This window comes from Streptomyces sp. HUAS MS02 (assembly GCF_055702265.1).
The window spans coordinates 9,649,641-9,665,523 of sequence record NZ_CM146747.1 but is presented as its reverse complement, the minus strand read 5'-3'; the positions used below and the strand labels follow the sequence as shown (position 1 = coordinate 9,665,523).

Annotated in this window: 15 protein-coding genes and 2 pseudogenes; 8 read left to right on the top strand and 9 right to left on the bottom strand. The window is 69.7% G+C overall.

The window, feature by feature from the left end:
• The first annotated feature begins 20 nt into the window (after nt 1-20).
• Both ACZ9QC_RS41785 and ACZ9QC_RS41780 read left to right on the top strand, forming a co-directional pair.
• Nucleotides 21-827: an ABC transporter ATP-binding protein gene (locus tag ACZ9QC_RS41785; RefSeq protein WP_472917901.1), complete on the top strand. Its 807-nt coding sequence runs from the start codon at nt 21-23 to the stop codon at nt 825-827.
• A complete protein-coding gene (locus ACZ9QC_RS41780; RefSeq protein WP_472917900.1) occupies nt 824-2,206 on the top strand; it encodes a hypothetical protein in 1,383 nt (460 codons plus the stop codon). Before ACZ9QC_RS41785 ends, ACZ9QC_RS41780 begins: the two co-directional genes overlap by 4 nt.
• Before the next feature lie 145 nt (nt 2,207-2,351).
• Here the strand turns inward: ACZ9QC_RS41780 and ACZ9QC_RS41775 are convergent, their stop codons facing one another.
• A complete protein-coding gene (locus ACZ9QC_RS41775) occupies nt 2,352-2,744 on the bottom strand; it encodes a hypothetical protein (protein WP_472917899.1) in 393 nt (130 codons plus the stop codon).
• 301 nt (nt 2,745-3,045) lie between these two features.
• Here ACZ9QC_RS41775 and ACZ9QC_RS41770 point away from each other — a divergent pair, with 301 nt between their 5' ends.
• Nucleotides 3,046-3,315 (top strand): heme-binding protein, encoded by a 270-nt coding sequence (locus ACZ9QC_RS41770; protein ID WP_472921964.1) that lies wholly within the window; start codon nt 3,046-3,048, stop codon nt 3,313-3,315.
• Here ACZ9QC_RS41770 and ACZ9QC_RS41765 read toward each other — a convergent pair.
• Nucleotides 3,296-4,234, bottom strand: a complete 939-nt coding sequence (locus tag ACZ9QC_RS41765) for a LysR substrate-binding domain-containing protein (RefSeq protein WP_472917898.1) — start codon at nt 4,232-4,234, stop codon at nt 3,296-3,298. The two genes, ACZ9QC_RS41770 and ACZ9QC_RS41765, sit on opposite strands and share 20 nt — an antisense overlap.
• Nucleotides 4,235-4,305: 71 nt before the next feature.
• Between ACZ9QC_RS41765 and ACZ9QC_RS41760 the strand changes: the two genes are divergently transcribed.
• The 3 genes from ACZ9QC_RS41760 to ACZ9QC_RS41750 are packed head-to-tail and all read left to right on the top strand — an operon-like array spanning nt 4,306 to nt 6,895.
• Entirely contained in the window at nt 4,306-5,511 is a 1,206-nt protein-coding gene (locus tag ACZ9QC_RS41760; protein WP_472917897.1) for a thiolase family protein, read from the top strand.
• On the top strand, nt 5,508-6,203 hold the full coding sequence (locus ACZ9QC_RS41755; RefSeq protein ID WP_215455433.1) for a 3-oxoacid CoA-transferase subunit A: 696 nt from the start codon (nt 5,508-5,510) through the stop codon (nt 6,201-6,203). Before ACZ9QC_RS41760 ends, ACZ9QC_RS41755 begins: the two co-directional genes overlap by 4 nt.
• On the top strand, nt 6,200-6,895 hold the full coding sequence (locus ACZ9QC_RS41750) for a 3-oxoacid CoA-transferase subunit B (protein ID WP_472917896.1): 696 nt from the start codon (nt 6,200-6,202) through the stop codon (nt 6,893-6,895). Before ACZ9QC_RS41755 ends, ACZ9QC_RS41750 begins: the two co-directional genes overlap by 4 nt.
• Before the next feature lie 290 nt (nt 6,896-7,185).
• Here the strand turns inward: ACZ9QC_RS41750 and ACZ9QC_RS41745 are convergent, their stop codons facing one another.
• The 6 genes and pseudogenes from ACZ9QC_RS41745 to ACZ9QC_RS41720 all read right to left on the bottom strand — a co-directional run bounded on the left by ACZ9QC_RS41745 (nt 7,186) and on the right by ACZ9QC_RS41720 (nt 11,739).
• Nucleotides 7,186-8,058, bottom strand: coding sequence for an LLM class F420-dependent oxidoreductase (locus ACZ9QC_RS41745; protein ID WP_472917895.1), 873 nt, complete (start codon nt 8,056-8,058; stop codon nt 7,186-7,188).
• A 286-nt stretch (nt 8,059-8,344) separates the two neighbouring features.
• Nucleotides 8,345-8,479 carry a hypothetical protein gene (locus ACZ9QC_RS41740; protein ID WP_472917894.1) on the bottom strand — a complete coding sequence of 45 codons (135 nt, stop codon included), beginning with the start codon at nt 8,477-8,479 and terminating at the stop codon, nt 8,345-8,347.
• A gap of 357 nt (nt 8,480-8,836) precedes the next feature.
• Nucleotides 8,837-9,076 (bottom strand): annotated as a pseudogene (locus ACZ9QC_RS41735) (M23 family metallopeptidase); the annotation flags it as partial.
• Between the two features lie 165 nt (nt 9,077-9,241).
• Nucleotides 9,242-9,475 (bottom strand): annotated as a pseudogene (locus ACZ9QC_RS41730) (peptidoglycan-binding protein); the annotation flags it as partial.
• A gap of 639 nt (nt 9,476-10,114) precedes the next feature.
• Complete coding sequence (locus ACZ9QC_RS41725) at nt 10,115-10,555, bottom strand: VOC family protein (RefSeq protein ID WP_472917893.1); 441 nt, start codon at nt 10,553-10,555, stop codon at nt 10,115-10,117.
• Nucleotides 10,556-11,256: 701 nt separating this feature from the next.
• Nucleotides 11,257-11,739 carry a hypothetical protein gene (locus ACZ9QC_RS41720; RefSeq protein WP_472917892.1) on the bottom strand — a complete coding sequence of 161 codons (483 nt, stop codon included), beginning with the start codon at nt 11,737-11,739 and terminating at the stop codon, nt 11,257-11,259.
• 438 nt (nt 11,740-12,177) lie between these two features.
• Between ACZ9QC_RS41720 and ACZ9QC_RS41715 the strand changes: the two genes are divergently transcribed.
• Together ACZ9QC_RS41715 and ACZ9QC_RS41710 are read left to right on the top strand one after the other, a co-directional pair.
• Complete coding sequence (locus ACZ9QC_RS41715) at nt 12,178-12,735, top strand: PadR family transcriptional regulator (protein WP_472917891.1); 558 nt, start codon at nt 12,178-12,180, stop codon at nt 12,733-12,735.
• A 237-nt stretch (nt 12,736-12,972) separates the two neighbouring features.
• A complete protein-coding gene (locus ACZ9QC_RS41710; RefSeq protein WP_472917890.1) occupies nt 12,973-14,697 on the top strand; it encodes an acyl-CoA dehydrogenase family protein in 1,725 nt (574 codons plus the stop codon).
• A gap of 236 nt (nt 14,698-14,933) precedes the next feature.
• Here ACZ9QC_RS41710 and ACZ9QC_RS41705 read toward each other — a convergent pair whose 3' ends face one another.
• Entirely contained in the window at nt 14,934-15,854 is a 921-nt protein-coding gene (locus tag ACZ9QC_RS41705; RefSeq protein WP_472917889.1) for an RCC1 domain-containing protein, read from the bottom strand.
• Nucleotides 15,855-15,883: the final 29 nt, after the last annotated feature.

The following is a 15,883-nucleotide window of genomic DNA, read 5'->3' as shown; positions in this document are numbered from 1 at the left end:
CCATGGGAAAGGAAGCAGTGATGCCTGCTGTGAACGCGGCCGACATCGCACCGACGGCCTACGCATGGGAGATCCGTGCCGTCGGGCTGGAGGTCGGAGTCGGCAGGGGACGGATGGCCGCCGACGGGCTCGACCTGTCGCTGGGCACCGGCGTACACGGCCTCCTCGGCCCCGACGGGGCGGGCAAGACCACCCTTGTCCGGGCGCTGGCCACCGTGCTGCGCCCCGCCGGGGGCACCCTGGAACTGCTCGGCAAGTTCATCGGCGGCCTGAGCGAGCACCGCGCGCTGCGCCGCCGGATCGGCTACCTGCCGCAGCGGTTCGGCTACTACAAGCGCTTCACGGTGCGCGAGTTCGTCGCGTACATGGCCTGGTTGAAGGAAGTGCCCAGGGCGGACATCCCCGCGGCCGTGAAGCGCGCCGTGCAACGGGTGGGCCCGGCCGACCGCGCCGACGAGAGGACGAAGGCTCTGTCGGGGGGCATGGTGCGGAGGGTCGGGATCGCCCAGGCCCTCGTCAACGATCCGGCCGTCCTGCTGCTTGACGAACCGACGGTGGGTCTGGACCCCGCGCAGCGGCTGCGCTTCCGTGAGCTGCTGCAGGAGCTGGGCACGGACACCTGCGTGGTCGTCTCGACCCACCTGGTGGAGGACGTCGCCGCCGCCTGCACCGACGTGGTGCTCCTCGCCGAGGGGCGACTGGTCCTCCAGGGGTTCCCGGACGAGCTGGCCGCGGCGGGCGGCCCCGAGCACGTCGGTGACAGTCCTCTGGAACGTGGCTACTCGGCTCTGCTGCGGGGCCCCGGCAAGCACGGAGGATCCTGGTGAACGCACGCATCTTGCGTATCGAGCTGAAGCGCTCCGTCGCCCCGTGGGCCGGAGCCGCGGCCCTGACGATGACACTGGCCTTCTTGTACCTGATTTTCGACTCGGATGTTCCGACCATCACTGGATGGACGGATCAGTGGACCTCCATGGCCCTGGAGACCCGCCGCCTGCTCAACTTCGTGTGGTCGTTGGCTGCGGGGCTCGGGGCGCTACAGGGCTTGCGTGACCACCGCTCCAGGACATCCGAACTGTTGGCCAGCACACCACGCCCCACCTCGCACCGCGCGGCCGTGCTGTCGGCCGCGATGGCGATGACACTGGCCGCAGCTTTCGCGGCCGTCGTGCTCGTCGGCGGGGTGCAGGTTCTCGCCAACACCAGCTATACACACCTCGGCTGGCTGCCGATTTCACTGGTGGGGGCACTGACCGCTGTCTCCGGGGCCGTCCTGGGCATGGGGGTGGGGCGCGCCCTGCCCTTCCTGCTCACGCCTCCTGCGGTGGCCGTGGGCATGCTGGTACTCACGGTGCTCGCGGACATGTCCTTGACGAAGGTGGACGCGGCGACGGGAATTCCGGGCTCGGAGCCGAACCTGTTCTCGCTGCTGTCGCCGGCGGCACAGGAAGCGCGCGACGTACTCCTCACACTCTCCGTACCCGTGCACGTCGGACAGACGATCTGGCTGTGCGGCATGGCCGCGACCGGCTTCGCACTGCTCACCGCCGCAAGCCTCCGTAACCGGCTCCTGGCGCTGGCGCCGGTCCTTGCGGGCGCGGTGATAGCCCTCCTCGTTCTCCCCTCCGACCCGCGTCAGGTGTACGTAGTCGACAAGGCCGCAGCGCGGCTGGTGTGCGACGGCCCGGTATGCGTGACCCACACCCACCAGGCACGGCTGGACGACTTCGCGAGCCCTGCCAAGGACGCACTGCGCATGATGGGCGACGCCCTGGGGGACCAGGCACCGACCTCTATCCGGGAGAACACCGAAGTATGGCCGGACGGCTCTGGACCGCACCGGTCCCGCCGGACCGCTCTTTTCGACTTCGCGGACGATGAACTCGCCGCCACCGAGGGGGAGGAACTCACCAGGGCTCTCATTGCCAACAGCCTGGTACCGAGGTGTTCCGCATACGCGGGCACAGCCAGCAGCAGTGATGTCTCGGCGCAGAGCGTCGCTGCGAGCTGGGTTCTCGGTGAACCCGAGCCTCACAGCAGCGGCATGGCCTACCTTTCGAGCGATCAACAGCAGGAGATTCGTGAGGTGTACAGGGAACTCACCGGACTCCCACGCGCCGAACAGCGTTCACGGGTCACCACGATGTACCTCGCCGCGGTCGCGTGCAAGGGCGATCCGTTCACCGCGCTGGGCGGCGGTGCGTGACGATGAGAGAGAAGCGATGCTCACCAGCGCGGCCGTCACCCTCACGACCCGCCGTCTCGCCCGGCATCCCGCCCACCCCACCGCCGCAGTCCCCCGACCGACAGCAGCCGTCCAGGCCGCGTGATCCGTAGCTGTCACAGCCGGTTCATACCAGCGGCCATAACTGCATGCGCCGTCGGCTTGTCGGTTCCTTGCCCTCACGCCACGCAACGACCATCACGGTCTCGCTGCCGTTCATGTAGACCGGCGGGGCCGAGAACCGCAGCTCGGCACCGGGGGGCACCTCTTTCCACTGTCTGATGTGATGGGACGGCCGGAAGTGCCCCCTTGGCGTCTCCCATCCGACGGACACCCCGACACGGTAGGCACTCGTGTAGCCAAGGTTGCTCAAGGTGAAATCTCCCCTGGCGTCGCCGGCCCTCACCGTCAACCTGACAGCCGGATTCTCAAGGCGGCCTCGCCAGTAGTGAACTCCTTCGGTGGCCAGCACCCCGACCAGTACTCCGATCACGGCAATGACGAGCTCTCCCCAGCGCATGGGCTGTTGTTACCTCCCCGCGGCCCTGCCCACACGTCCCAGTGCGGGGCTACCGGGATCCGGTTCTGGGAGGACGGCTGTGTAGCACCGATTCAAGGTGAACAACTGGAGGTTTTGCCGAACGGTCGACCAACGATCGCCCCTGCCCGGATGGCTTCCCGACATCCGCTGAATGTGAGGTGCGGGCTGCTTGGGCCGTGGTGCGAGCAGCCCGCTGGGAGGCATGCAATGAGTTCGATCAACGTCGTGGAGACAGCGGCCGCGCTGCCGGCCGCGCCGGTAGGACCCGTTCGAAGTGGTGATGGTGGTGGCCGAGTCGAATCACTGCCCTCCGGCCAGCCCCCGGTCGGCTGGAACCGCCGAGTTCGCAGCATTCGCCGCCTGCCCGAGATGCTGGTCGCGCATTCCTCATCCGGTCGACTCGAACCTGCTGCCGGTCGGGGGCGGCGTGCCGATCGTCACGGCCGACGGGGAGGTCATCGGCGCCGTCGGCGTGGGCGGAGCGGACGACGTGATCGACGACCGCATCGCGCGGCAGGCCCGGGAGTCCGTCACGAAGATCGTCGCGTAGGCGACACGACTCCTCCGGCACCGGGGGAACGGTCCTCCGTCGTCGTCGCCCGGATGACCCCCACCGTGCGCGCCAGATGCGGCTCGGCGCGGTCGGCGCGATGGGCGACCGCCAGCTCCACCCGCGCGTCGGCCCCGGCCAGTGGCAGGTAGGCCACACCGTCGAGCGTCAGCGCGGTGACCGGCTCCGGTACGACGGCGACGCCGAGGCCCCCTGCCACCAGCGTGACGAGGGTCGAGGTCTCGCCGACCTCGTGGCGGATGTGCGGCTCGATGCCGGCGTCACGCAGCAGGCCCAGCACCACGTCGTACATCACCGACCGGCGGTCGGCCGAGTGCACGATCAGGTCGGCACCGGCGAGGTCCGTGACCCGCAGCCGTTTCCGGCGGGCGAGCGGATGGTCGACCGGCACGGCGACGACGAGGCGGTCCCGGCGCAGGGTGTGCACCGTGAGGGAGAGGTCGGCCGCGGGCGGGCGCAGCAGCGCGACGTCGATCGCACCGGTGCGCAGCGCCTCTACCTGGTCGGGTGCGAGCATCTCACCGCGAAAGGAGAAGTCGACGCCCGGGAGTTCCTCCGTGAGCCGGCGCGAGAGCGCGGGCAGGAGGCTGTACGTCGCCGAGCCGACACACCCGATCGCGAGGTGGCCCACCGAGCCGGCCGCGACGAGCCGTGCGTGGTGGGCGGCCTCGTCGACCTCGGCGAGGATCGCGCGCGCCCGTTCCAGGTAGGCCAGACCCGCCTCGGTCAGGTCGACGCGCCGTGTGGTGCGGTGCAGCAGCTCCACGCCGAGTTCCGTCTCCAGCTGACGGATCTGCTGGGACAGCGGCGGCTGCGCCATGTGCAGCCGCTCGGCGGCGCGGCCGAAGTGGCGCTCCTCGGCCACGGCGACGAAGTACCGCAGGTGCCGCAGATCCATATCTCGTCCATATCAATCAGCTTCCATATGCGTACTTCAGAATATCGCGACGGCGATCTAACGTCGTTGCCATGAGCGCTTTCCTCTATGCCGCGACACGGACACCGTTCGGCCGCTTCAACGGCGCGCTGGCCGGCGTCCGCCCCGACGACCTCGCCGCCGCCGCGATCACCTCGACGCTCGCGAGGGTGCCGGGTCTCGACCCCGCCGCCATCGACGACGTGGTGTGGGGCAACGCCAATGGCGCCGGGGAGGAGAATCGCAACGTGGGTCGCATGGCGGCGCTGCTCGCCGGCCTTCCGGTGAGCGTGCCCGGCACCACGGTGAACCGCCTGTGCGGCTCCAGCCTCGACGCGGCGATCACGGCCAGCCGGACCATCGAGTCCGGCGACGCGGAGGTGGTGCTGACCGGTGGCGTCGAGTCGATGACACGGGCGCCGTGGGTGCTGCCCAAGCCGGCGAAGCCGTTCCCGGCCGGTGACGTCACCGCGGTCTCCACCACCCTGGGCTGGCGGCTGGTCAACCCGAGGATGCCGAAGGAGTGGACGGTCAGCCTCGGCGAGGCCAACGAGCAGTTGCAGGAGCGCTTCGGCATCTCCCGCGAGCGGCAGGACGAGTTCGCCGCCCGCTCCCACCGACTCGCCCACGCCGCCTGGGAGTCGGGCTTCTACGACGACCTGGTGGCACCGGTCGCAGGAGTCGACCTGACCCGCGACGAGGGTATCCGCCCCGGGTCCACGCCGGAGGTGCTGGCCGGCCTCAAGCCGGTCTTCCGCACCCCGGAACAGGGCGGCACCATCACCGCGGGCAACGCCAGCCCGCTCAACGACGGTGCCTCCGCGGTGCTGTTGGGCAGCGAGGGAGCCGCCGCCACGATCGGGGCCGACCCGATCGCCCGTATCGCCGGCCGCGGCGTGATGGCCCTGGAACCGCAGGCCTTCGGCTACGCCCCCGTGGAGGCGGCGAACCGGGCGCTGGCCCGGGCCGGGATCGGCTGGGACCAGGTGGGCGCGGTCGAACTCAACGAGGCCTTCGCCGTGCAGTCGCTCGCCTGCGTCGACGCGTGGAAGATCGACCCCGCCGTCGTCAACCAGAAGGGCGGCGCCATCGCGATCGGCCACCCGCTCGGCGCCTCGGGCGGACGTGTCCTCGCCACGCTGGCCAAGGTGCTGCGCGAGACACGGCAACGCTACGGCGTCGCCGCGATCTGCATCGGCGTCGGCCAGGGCCTGGCCGTCGTACTGGAGAACTGCGACACCACGGAGGCGTCCCGATGAGCCGGGCGGAGATCGTCGAGAGCGCCGATGCCGCGGTCGCCGGGATCGAGGACGGCTCCACCGTCCTGGTCGGCGGGTTCGGCCTGGCCGGGATGCCGTTCGACCTGATCGACGCGCTCATCCGGCAGGGCGCCAAGGACCTCACCATCGTGTCCAACAACGCCGGCAACGGCGACGTCGGACTGGCCGCGCTGCTCGCCGCCGGCCGGGTGCGCAAGGTGCTGTGCTCCTTTCCGCGTCAGGCCGACTCCTGGGTCTTCGACGACCTCTACCGCGCGGGCAAGATCGAGCTGGAGGTCGTGCCGCAGGGCAACCTGGCCGAGCGGATGCGCGCGGCAGGGGCCGGCATCGGCGCCTTCTACTGCCCGACGGCGGTCGGCACGCCGCTGGCCGAGGGCAAGGAGGTCCGGGAGATCGACGGCCGTACCTACCTGCTCGAATACCCGATCAAGGGCGACTACGCGCTGATCGGCGCCCATGTCGCGGACACCCTGGGCAACCTCGTCTACCGCAAGACGGCCCGCAACTTCGGACCGGTCATGGCCACGGCCGCGACGACGACCATCGTCCAGGTAGACCAGGTCGTCGAGGCCGGCAAGCTGGACCCCGAGGCCGTCGTCACCCCGTCCATCTACGTCGACCGGATCGTCCAGGTGACGGCCCGCCACTACACCGTGCAGGGGGCACGATGACCATGACCTCAAGCACCCAGGCGTCCGCCGACCACCGGCTCTCCATGGACGAGCTGGCCGCCGTCATCGCTCGCGACATCCCGGCCGGCTCCTTCGTCAACCTCGGCATCGGGCAGCCCACCAAGATCGCCGACCATCTGCCGGCCGACTCCGGAGTGGTGCTGCACACCGAGAACGGCATGCTCCACATGGGCCCGAAGGCGGAGGCCGACGCGATCGACCCCGACCTGACCAACGCCGGCAAGGTCCCGGTGACCGAACTGCCCGGGGCGGCGTACTTCCACCACGCCGACTCCTTCGCGATGATGCGCGGCGGCCACCTCGACGTCTGTGTCCTCGGCGCCTACCAGGTCGCCTTCGACGGCGACCTCGCCAACTGGCACACCGGCCGGCCCGACGACATCCCCGCCGTGGGCGGCGCCATGGACCTCGCCATCGGTGCCAAGGACGTCTACGTGATGATGACCCTCTTCACCCGCTCCGGCGAACCCAAGCTCGTACCGCGGTGCACCTACCCGCTCACCGGCGTCGGCTGCGTCAGCCGCGTGTACACCGACCACGGCGTCTTCGACGTCGGCCCGAAGGGAGTACGGATCCGGGAGACGTACGGCATCAGCGCCGACGAACTCGCCCAGCTCCTCGGCACAGGCATGGACATGGGCACTGGCAGTGGCAGTGGCATCACACCGTAGGAGGATGTTCAACGACCCCGGCTGTAGGCGGTGTCCTGCGACGCGAGGGCGAAACGCAGTGCGCCGATCAGGGCCGGGTCGGCGCACAGCGACGGCCCTACGAGTTCGCTTTCGTTGTCGGCCGACTGGATGTCCGCAAGAGCCGGGACGAGGCCGGCATGAACGCCGTCAGGTCATGGCCACTCCTAGGTTTTCGAATCTTCACGACAGGTTGATGGCGGCCACCCAGGAGTTGGCGGCCGCCATCACATAGGCATGTCACCGGGTGCCGGGCACCTGAGACGGCTCGCTCACGTCAGCAGAGAAGCAAGCTTGCTCCAGGCCTCCCTCGGAAGAGTCGCACTCGAAGGCGTGCCGTCGTCCACGACGTGGAGGGCCACGTGGTCCGCGCCCGCGTCGATGTACTCGTCGATGCGGGCGCGGATCCGCGTTTCGTCGCCCCAGGCGTAGACCGCGTCGATGAGGCGGTCGCTGCCCCCGTTCGCCAGGTCGTCCTCCGTGAAGCCGTTGCGGAGGAAGTTGTTGGTGTAGTTGGGGAGCGTCAGGTACATGGCGAGGAAGTCGCGGGCCACGGCGCGGGCTCGGGCCGGGTCCGACTCCAGGACGACCTTCAGCTCCGGAGCCAGCAGCGGAGCGTCGCCCAGGCGCTCGCGGGACGCGGCCGTGTGGTCGGCGGTGACCAGGTACGGGACGGAGCCGGCGGCCCGCTCCCTGGCGAGGTCGATGGTCTTCGGGCCGAGGGCCGCGAGGAGGCGGCGGTCGGCGGGGTGGCCGGCTTCGTCCAGGGCGTCCAGGTAGGACACCAGGGCCGAGTAGGGGCGCCGGTACTGCTCCGCGAACCTGGCATGGCTGACGCCGAGACCCAGGGCGAAGCGGCCGGGGTGGGCGGAGTCCAGCTCGGAGAAGCTCGCGGCGGAGGCCGCGGGCTCGTGCTCCCAGATGCTCTGGATGCTGGTGCCGACCACGATCCGGGAGGTCGCCTCGATCAGCGGGGCGGCGTCACGGGCGGAGGTGTTGCCGCCGAGCCAGATGGCGCCGTAGCCCAGTTCCTCCAACTCTGCTGCCGACTCGGCGAGTTCACCGTCGCGGGACGGGTCCCCGAAGCGGAGGGCGCCGCTCCAGATGCCGTACCGTCCGACGGTTTCCTTCAAGGTGTCGGGCATGAGTGACTTTTCCCTTCGGTCAGCGTGCATGGCAGGCGTGCATCGGCGACAACCGGAGGACTCCTCCGGATCTTCCCGCGACCCTTCAGGGATATGCAGTTGCAGAACGCACCAGCAACTCTCACGACGTCGAACTCGCGCATGGCAAGGGCATGGCCGGACCGCGCGCCAGCGCGACCTGAGGTCACCAACGCTCGGGCGCTCTCGCGTCACCCACGCTCCATGAGCCGCCGACCAAAAGGAACTCGACAAATCCGAAGAACCGCGCGAACTCGTCGCCACGGCGTCACAGGTCCTCGCCGACCAGGGCCAGGACGACCTGATCCGGGGCCACGCCTCCGTCCGCGACCCCGAGGACCGCGGAGCCTGGCTGAAGCAGGCCGGGTGGGGACTCGGAGAGATCATCACGGAGGGGGTCCACCCGGTGAGCCGTAAGTGCAACACCCACCCGCCCTACGCGCCCGCCCTCGCCGCGTCCAGCTCGATGAGTGGCTGGCCGGGCTGGTCGGACTCGGTGGAGGGGCTCACCAAGCGGGAGTACATCTACACCCAGCCGGCACTGCACACGGTGGGGACCGCTTGGTGCGGAACCTGTCCCAGAACCACCGGGCGGACCAGGGAGTTCGCGTCGCACGGCAGGTGGCAGGTCCGGCGGGGGGGTCCTGCCATCTGCGAGTCCCCGGGCGAACACCGAGATCCGGGACCGGAGCACGCTCCGCCCCGCTACTCCGAGTGGGACGGCTGTCCGAACGGCACCGCGTGACGGCTCTTCCGCCGACTACCAGGTGGGGGCCACGTCGGAGCCGAAGCCGCCTCCGGCCGGGCGCTTCTCGAAGTGCAGATGAGGGCCGGTGGCATTTCCGGTGTCGCCGACCTCTCCGATCTTGTCGCCGGCTTTCACGGAACCCCGGGTCACCATCTGCTTGGAGAGGTGGCAGTACCAGAAGTCGAATCCGCCGACGCGTAGCACGAGGAAGAGGCCGAAACTGCCGTCGTTCCCGCTGCGGACAATGGAACCGCTGCGCACCGCGACGCATGGCGCGCCTTTCGGAGCAGCGTAGTCCGCGCCGGTGTGGTAACCGAGGCTCCAATGGGGCCCTTTCTTCCGGTAGGGGGTGGTGACGCCCTTTCCCGGTACAGGGGATGCGACGCGGCCGCCAGGAGCTGGGGGCGCGACAGCCTTCGGGACGCGGAGCCGGTCCCAGGAGGTCTTTCCTGGAATGCCATTGGCATCGGCCCCCGCGAATTTGAGCTTGCGCTGCCAGGCGGCGTACGACTGTTGATCGGCCTCGGTCCACACGGGACCGGGGCCCTCCCGGTACTTCCCGCACCCCTCCGCTACCAGGCGCTTACCCATCGCGCTGATCACGGGACTGCGTTGTCCCTTGCGGAAGAATGTCGCTCCTGGGAAGGGCGCCAACGCAGACATAGCGCTCCCTCCTTTCAGTGAGGGACCGCGTCGGGGGTGCGTGGGGCGCGTCGCACGTCTGCTCGGCAGACGTGCGGGCCGCGGCTTCGCCAACAGGCAGCCCCGAACTACAGTCAACTCGGGGAATTTCATTCCGGCTGCTACCAGCGCCGTCTGAACGGCCTTGACCTTGAGAGCGTTGGAGGCCGTCAATGAGTGAGCCTGCCGGGAAGGTGCACGGCTCTGGGGTGTGCGCCGCTTTCCGACACACTCGCTCTGTCTCCATCATGGGCCCCATGGGAAGCGTGCGCAATCTGGTGACGTGCAGCTTCTGTCGTCATCGTCGTCGCCGAACGCGAGGCGCGGGGCCAGCCGTTGCGAGGGTTTCTCACAGCCGATCAAAGAGGCGGGTCCACCACATCGGGGTATGCGGAGTAGTGGGATCCGAGGTTGCTGCCGGCGTCGTATCGAGTCCACAGCAGGTGCACGGAGACTGGGACGTTGCCGAGCGCTTCGAGTTCGCCGTAGACGCAGTGCCGGTCGGCAGTCTCGATGGTCCGGGTCGCCGAGTTGCCTCAGCAGTGCCCAAGTGCGCCTCCACACTGTCGACGCTCGGAGCGTCCGACCTCCCGGCTCGGTTCCGCCATCTCAGCCCAGCTGCTCGGCGAGTCCGACGATGATGCCCTCCGGGCCGCGGACGTAGCAGAGCAGATAACTGTCCTCGAACCGGGCGATCTCGCCGACGAGTGCGGCACCGTGAGGGCGCAGGCGGGCAACCGTGTCCTCGATGTCGTCGACGGCGAACATGACGCGGTGCGTGCCCAGGACGTTGTGCGGCCGGTCGCGCGGCTCGGCGCTGATGGCTTCCGGGCTGCGGTACTGCGCCAGCTCGAGTCGACCGTGGCCGTCCGGGGTCCGGACCATCGCGATGTCACAGCGAACGCCGTCGAGTCCGGTGCACTGGTCTGCCACGAGGCCCTCGATCTGTGCCCTGCCCTCCAGTTCCATACCGAGTTCCAGGAAGAACGCGACGGCGGCGTCCAAGTCCGCGACGACGATGCCGACGTTGTCCATCCGCTGAACGGCCATGCTGGTTGCTCCTTCTTCCACGTGCGGCCGGCGGTGGCCGGTGATGGCTGGTGATGTGCACCTGGGACGGCGCCGGTGGCGCCTTCTCGACATCCTCAGTCCGGCCGACTCCGATGGAGTCCACTGACACGCGCCTGACCCGCCCTCCCCTCACCGCCGTGCTCTGCCTGGCCTGCACCGGGGCAACGTCCTGCAGCCCGTCGCCGGCTTCGCGCACAACCCGATCCAGCACGTCACACCTCTTCGTGCCAGGGAAGGTCATGCGGGTGCGCGGCGGCACGGATCCGGACGCGCTCATCGTCATGACCGCGGATCTGGGCCAGGAACGGACAACTCGAAGCGCCAGAGCCCGTCGCCGGCGGCGAAGACCGCAGACGGCTCGCCGGTTGACGAACGCGCTGCGGTCGTCCGGCTGTCGGGGTCCGAAGCGGCTGATCGCCGGGACGCCAGAGCCGTGCAACAGCAGTCTGCCGCCGTCCGCCACATGGCACAGGAACTGCCACTTCGGCGCCTTGAGCCGGTAGTCGATGGGGGCGTCCGGACCGTTCGCGAGCGTTTGCTCCAGCGGCCGGTCGAAGGACGCCGACGTTCTACGGTCCGGAGGCGGAGCGGGACGCCCTGTTGACGGTTGTCGGCTCCGTGGGCGCGGACCAGCTGCCCGCGCCCTTGCGTCACCACCTACGTCACCGCCCGGGGCTGTGTCAGACCTGGACGAGCACGGTGCACCAGACCTCGTTGTTGTCACCGATGCCGCAGTCGGCGATCTCCCCGCTTCGGATCTTCGTCCAGACGCCCTTCTTTCGCCAGTGCCACGTGCCGACACGTGAGAACCGCTCGTGGTAGCCGTGGGTGGCGAAGGTGAAGGCATCGACGTCCTGGCCGGTGCCGTTGCCGCCTATCGTCCCCCTGTTGAACGACTGCTGCTCGCACTCCGTCTGGTCCCACTTGCTCGTGGTGCCACCGTCGATGTTCCACACGTCGCACAGGTGCGGGCCGCTCCCCAGCCTCATCGTGTAGTGCATCGGCTTGCCGGTCCTGTTCTTCACCGCACCACAGAGGTACTTGCCGGGACCCCCGCAAGCATCGGCGGAGGCGGTCGTAGCCCCCGCGACGACCATGCCGGACGCCATGAGGACGGCGGTGCCGATGGCCAAGGCAGTCCGGTTCGTTCGGGACTTCATCATGCGTATGCAGTTCCATTCCTGTGTACGTGCCGACTCGGCCCGCCCCCGGCGTGACCGTCGGCAGGGAGCGGGAGCGGCACCGCGCCGCTCCCCGACTGCCCTACGCGGATCAGCATCGGGGTCCCCTCCGAAGGACGGCAAGCGCACCGGCGTCTCCTGGGACGCTGAGATGAGCCACCCACTGTGACCTGGACGTTTCTCCGCCCTCTGGGACGGTGATGGCATGCGGGCCGACCTTGGACCGAACCGAACCGCACCGCACCGAACCGAAGCCGCCGCCGCGTCAGCCTCCGCGGCCACCGTCAGACCGAAGCGAGTCAGACGCGTGACGTCACGGACGCCTTCCGAAGGCGACGGTCAGCCCGACCCACACCGGGTGAGCGGCGTCTCACCGCCACGGCGTTGCTATGCAACGAGGTGCATAGCAGGATCGTGCACATGGCGCTCGAGCACGCGATTCTCGTCTCCCTGCTGGAGAAGCCGGGCTCCGGCTATGAGCTGGCCCGGCGGTTCGAGCGGTCCATCGGGTACTTCTGGACCGCCACCCACCAACAGATCTACCGCGTACTGAAGCGGATGGAGAGCGACGGCTGGGTCGACGTCCGGGAGGTCCCGCAGTACGGGCGTCCGGACAAGAAGGAGTACTCCGTCGCGGCGCCAGGACGGGACGCCCTCTCCGGGTGGCTCCACGAACCGACCGAGCCCGACAGCGTCCGCCACGACCTCGCGGTGAAGATCCGCGGCGCCGCCTTCGACGATCCGGCCGCCCTGATCAGCGAGGTCGAACGGCACCGGCAGGCGCACACGGACCGCTTGGACCACTACCTCGCGGGCGCGGCCCGCGACTTCGGAGACCCCCCGGTGGACGGCCCGCTCGACGCCGAACGGGAACTCCAGCACGTCGTGCTGCGCGGCGGCATCGCGTACGAGCGCATGATGATCGCCTGGCTCGACGACGTACTCGCCACACTCGCCGGCTTCGCCCCCGGTCACTGAGCGGCCGACCGAGCCGGCCGCGCCGACCGCGCCGACCGCGCCGACCGCGCCGACCGCGCCGACCGCGCCGACCGCGCCGACCGCGCCGACCGCGCCGACCGCGCCGACCGCCGGGACGTAACCGAACGACTCAACCCCAGGGCACGACCCGAGCGGATGGCCCCGGACTTGACCGGGGGCGTAAGCCGGAACCCGTGTCCGCACCCACCCTCACCCCTCAGCCGAAAGGCGGCATCCATGGCCGACGCGCTGCTCTTCAACCCGCGGACCTACGACCCCGCGCACTTCGACCCGGAGACCCGCAGGCTGCTGCGCGCCACCGTCGACTGGTTCGAGGAACGGGGCAAGCGCCGACTGATCGAGGACTACCGGACCCGTGCCTGGCTCGGCGACTTCCTCGCCTTCGCCGCCAAGGAAGGGCTCTTCGCGACGTTCCTCACGCCCGCCTCCGCCGCCGCGGAGGGCCAGCACGACAAGCGTTGGGACACCGCCCGCATCGCCGCGCTCAACGAGATACTCGGCTTCTACGGCCTCGACTACTGGTACGCCTGGCAGGTCACCATCCTCGGACTCGGCCCGGTCTGGCAGAGCGACAACCCCGCCGCCCGTGCCCGCGCCGCCGAACTTCTCTCCCAGGGCGAGGTGTTCGCCTTCGGCCTGTCCGAGAAGGCGCACGGCGCCGACATCTACTCCACCGACATGCTCCTGGAGCCCGACGGCACGGGCGGTTTCCGGGCCACCGGCTCCAAGTACTACATCGGCAACGGCAACGCCGCCGGGCTCGTCTCGGTCTTCGGCCGCCGCACCGACATCGAGGGCCCCGACGGCTATGTCTTCTTCGCCGCCGACAGCCGTCACCCGGCGTACCACCTGGTCAAGAACGTCGTCGACTCGTCGAAGTTCGTCAGCGAGTTCCGCCTGGAGGACTACCCCGTAGCCCCGGACGACGTCCTGCACACCGGCCGCGCCGCCTTCGACGCCGCTCTCAACACCGTCAACGTGGGCAAGTTCAACCTGTGCACCGCCTCGATCGGCATCTGCGAACACGCCATGTACGAGGCCGTCACCCACGCGCAGAACCGCATCCTGTACGGCCGCCCCGTGACCGCCTTCCCGCACGTGCGGCGGGAGTTGACCGACGCGTACGTCCGGCTCGTCGGGATGAAGCTGTTCAGCGACCGCGCCGTCGACTACTTCCGCACCGCCGGCCCCGACGACCGCCGCTACCTCCTCTTCAACCCGATGACGAAGATGAAGGTGACCACCGAGGGCGAGAAGGTCATCGACCTGATGTGGGACGTCATCGCCGCCAAGGGTTTCGAGAAGGACAACTACTTCGCGCAGGCCGCCGTCGAGATCCGCGGCCTGCCGAAGCTGGAGGGCACCGTCCACGTCAACCTGGCGCTGATCCTCAAGTTCATGCGCAACCACCTCCTCGACCCGGTGGCGTACGAGCCCGTCCCGACCCGCCTCGACGCGGCCGACGACGCCTTCCTCTTCCGGCAGGGCCCGGCCCGAGGTCTCGGCTCGGTGCGCTTCCACGACTGGCGGCCGGCCTTCGACACGTACGCCCACCTGCCCAACGTCGCCCGGTTCCGCGAACAGGCCGACGCGCTCTGCGAGTTCGTCCTCACGGCCGCGCCCGACGAGAGGCAGAGCCGGGACCTCGACCTGCTCCTCGCCGTCGGCCAGCTCTTCGCGCTCGTCGTGCACGGGCAGCTGGTCCTGGAGCAGGCGGCCCTGTCGGAGCTCGACGCGGACGTGCTCGACGAGCTGTTCGCCGTCCTCGTGCGGGACTTCTCCGCCCACGCCGTCGAACTGCACGGCAAGGACTCCGCGACCGAGGAGCAGCAGCGCTGGGCGCTCGGCGCGGTTCGGCGCCCTGTCGTCGACGGGGCGCGTTCGGAGCGGGTCTGGCAGCGCGTGGAGGCTCTGTCGGAGGCGTACGAGATGATGCCGTGACGCCTTGGCGGACACGTCGGCGGAGGACGGGGGGGCGCCCCGTCCTCCGCGGCGCGTGCGCGTGCGTGCGACCAACCCGGCGTGGCGCCGCGCGAGTTGTATGTATCCAGGTCCCCAGCCCTCGGTCCCGGCCGACTCACCCCGCCGGACATCTCCTCGCCCGGCGGCTCCCCCCACTACCTCGCCACCGGCGAATCGACCGGCGGTGTACGTGCCGGCGGGCGGCCTGCGCGCCGTCAAGAAGGTGACCGACGAGCCCGTGGCATCGGCGTTCTGGGGGCGCTCCGCAGGTGCGGCACGGAGGCTTGGGGAACCCGGACTCCGGACCAGGATTCGACCGCGCACTGTCCGTCGGCGTCGTTCCCGGTCGACACGACCGTGCCGTCGGCACGCAGGCCGAGGGTGTGCGTCGAACCGGCCGCCACGGCGATGATGTCGCACCAATCGCCGACTTCGCACTGTCCGTGGCTGTTGTCTCCCGTTGCCAGGGCTCGCCCGGACACAGTGGCCCCGACGGTGTGGTAGCTGCCCGCGTCGAGCGCGACCACTTCCTCCCACGCATCGACCTCGCACGCCCCGGTGGTCCTGTCTCCGGTCGCCACCACCCTCCCGTCGGCCGTGCGGCCCACGGTGTGGACATACCCGGCAGCAATGGCGGCGAGGTCACGCCATTCGTCAACGGCGCACTGACGTCGCCGGTTGTTGCCCACCGCCAGGGCGGTACCGTCCGACCGGACGCCGACCGAGTGCCAGTCACCGCACGACAGGGCGACCATCTCTCGCCAGGACTGTACGTCGCGCTGCCCTTCCGAGTTCCGGCCGGCTGCCAGCACGCGGCCGTCCCGGAGCAGCCCGAGCGTACGGCGCCATCCCGCGGCCACGGCTGTGACTCCACGCCATCCGGCGACATCACACTGCCCGTCGCCGTTCCACCCCGTGGCCAGCACCGTGCCGTCCGACCGGAGTCCCACCGTATGGGACTTGCCCGTGTTCCTCGCCGTATGGACGTTCCCGGCCGCCACCGCGACGACATCCGCCCAGCGCTCGACACGGCATTCATCGGCTGCGGTATGACCCACAGCAAGAACGGTCCCGTCCCAGCGCCGCCCGACCGAATGACGCCTGCCGGCCGCCAGCGCCGAAAGATTGGCGAGCACTCTGCCTCCGTGTCCGTATCCGTATCCGT

Excerpts from the sequence above, each read along its gene's own strand:
- ACZ9QC_RS41785 (WP_472917901.1), top strand. The coding sequence starts at position 21 with ATGCCTGCTGTGAACGCGGCCGACATCGCACCGACGGCCTACGCATGG.
- ACZ9QC_RS41775 (WP_472917899.1), bottom strand. The coding sequence starts at position 2,744 with ATGCGCTGGGGAGAGCTCGTCATTGCCGTGATCGGAGTACTGGTCGGG.
- ACZ9QC_RS41770 (WP_472921964.1), top strand. The coding sequence starts at position 3,046 with ATGGTGGTGGCCGAGTCGAATCACTGCCCTCCGGCCAGCCCCCGGTCG.
- ACZ9QC_RS41765 (WP_472917898.1), bottom strand. The coding sequence starts at position 4,234 with ATGGATCTGCGGCACCTGCGGTACTTCGTCGCCGTGGCCGAGGAGCGC.
- ACZ9QC_RS41760 (WP_472917897.1), top strand. The coding sequence starts at position 4,306 with ATGAGCGCTTTCCTCTATGCCGCGACACGGACACCGTTCGGCCGCTTC.
- ACZ9QC_RS41755 (WP_215455433.1), top strand. The coding sequence starts at position 5,508 with ATGAGCCGGGCGGAGATCGTCGAGAGCGCCGATGCCGCGGTCGCCGGG.
- ACZ9QC_RS41750 (WP_472917896.1), top strand. The coding sequence starts at position 6,200 with ATGACCATGACCTCAAGCACCCAGGCGTCCGCCGACCACCGGCTCTCC.
- ACZ9QC_RS41745 (WP_472917895.1), bottom strand. The coding sequence starts at position 8,058 with ATGCCCGACACCTTGAAGGAAACCGTCGGACGGTACGGCATCTGGAGC.
- ACZ9QC_RS41725 (WP_472917893.1), bottom strand. The coding sequence starts at position 10,555 with ATGGCCGTTCAGCGGATGGACAACGTCGGCATCGTCGTCGCGGACTTG.
- ACZ9QC_RS41720 (WP_472917892.1), bottom strand. The coding sequence starts at position 11,739 with ATGATGAAGTCCCGAACGAACCGGACTGCCTTGGCCATCGGCACCGCC.
- ACZ9QC_RS41715 (WP_472917891.1), top strand. The coding sequence starts at position 12,178 with ATGGCGCTCGAGCACGCGATTCTCGTCTCCCTGCTGGAGAAGCCGGGC.
- ACZ9QC_RS41710 (WP_472917890.1), top strand. The coding sequence starts at position 12,973 with ATGGCCGACGCGCTGCTCTTCAACCCGCGGACCTACGACCCCGCGCAC.